Below are 1,223 nucleotides of genomic sequence, written 5' to 3' on the forward strand. Positions count from 1 at the left end.
CGCGCCGTGCGGGCGCGGGAGGCTTTCAGCACCGCATGGGCGGCGAGGCCCCAGGTGTAGCCGATGCGCCGGCTCTTCTCGACCACCAGCACGCGGGTGCGCGGATCATCCAAGATGTCGATGCCCGCGCCCTGATAGGGCAGCAGCAAGCTGGGCAGGCGCCCGGCCGCATGCGCCTGCGGCAGCGCGAACAGGCTGGCGCGCCGCGCCTCCGCCCATTCCTGCTCTGAGACAGGGCCGCCGCTCTGGCCAAGCGCGCTCATGGTGACTTCGCTCATGGTTTGGCCCGAATGCCGAGGATCTGCGCCTTGATGGCGTCCACGGTGTCGGCCGACAGGCCCTTGGCCTTGGCCACCGCATCCACGGTGCTGGAGGCCTTCACGGTGAACTCCTTCAGGATCTTGGACTTGGTGTCGGCCGAGATCCGCTTGGCCTCCTCCGCATGTTTCAGGGCGCGGGAGGCCATCATCAGCATCTCGGCGGTGTCGCCGTCCGCCTTCAGTTCGCCCGCCTCCTCCAGCATCTCGAAGGTGAGCGTCTTGATGGTTTCGGACAGCAGCAAGGTGATCTGCTCGGCGGTCTCGCCCTCGAACTTCGGGGTGAGGATGGCGGCGATGGCGCGGGTCTCCTCCAGGCGCCGGCCGACGCTCGCCAGGCGCATGGCGCGGCGGTTGAAGGACGAGCGCGACACCTGCGGGATCTTGTCGGGATCGGTCAGGCCTTCGGCCCAGGCGGCGGCGCGCAGGCGCTCGTTGAAGCCGTCGAGGATCTCCAGCTGGGTGAGGCTGCGATCCTTGAGGGCGGTGAAGGCCCAGGCCACCGCTTCATCCGCCCAGTCCGGCAGGCGGTCGATGGCGTCGAGGCGCCCCCGGCCGGCCATATCAGGCCTCCGGCCGCGACGGACGCTTCACGCCCTCGATCACCGCCTCCCGGTCCAGGTGCCGGCGGCCGAGGCCGGCCAGCGTCGCCACCTTCACGCTGCCGGCGGCCATCAGCGAGATGGCGCCCATCTCGGCGAGATAGGCTAGCTCCCCATGCACCCAGGCGCGCTCGCGCTTGATGCCGAAGGTGCGTAGCTGCTCGGTGAGCAGGCTGGAATTGAGGGTCTCGTTGACCTCGCCCGCCAGCGCCCGCAGCAGGATGAGGCGGGCCTCCTCGCGGATCAGGCGTTCCATGCTCATGACCGTGCCCTCCGGCTGCGCGCCTCTTCCAGCAGGAACTCC

Annotated in this window: 2 protein-coding genes and 1 pseudogene; all 3 read right to left on the reverse strand. The window is 69.7% G+C overall.

Annotated elements, in window-relative coordinates:
- Positions 1-278 (reverse strand): annotated as a pseudogene (locus YU1_RS31415) (hypothetical protein); the annotation flags it as partial.
- Positions 275-880, reverse strand: coding sequence for a DUF3486 family protein (locus YU1_RS0125720; protein WP_029006470.1), 606 nt, complete (start codon positions 878-880; stop codon positions 275-277). The pseudogene YU1_RS31415 and the gene YU1_RS0125720, both read right to left, overlap by 4 nt.
- A gap of 1 nt (position 881) precedes the next feature.
- On the reverse strand, positions 882-1,223 hold a 342-nt coding region (locus YU1_RS0125725; RefSeq protein ID WP_245263456.1), incomplete at its 5' end, for a VpaChn25_0724 family phage protein.

Origin of the sequence: Azorhizobium doebereinerae UFLA1-100 (genome assembly GCF_000473085.1) — a bacterium.
GTDB classification, from domain to species: domain Bacteria; phylum Pseudomonadota; class Alphaproteobacteria; order Rhizobiales; family Xanthobacteraceae; genus Azorhizobium; species Azorhizobium doebereinerae.

Bases quoted from the DNA above. Each gene is read 5' to 3' on its own strand.
- YU1_RS0125720 (WP_029006470.1), bottom strand. From the start codon at position 880: ATGGCCGGCCGGGGGCGCCTCGACGCCATCGACCGCCTGCCGGACTGG.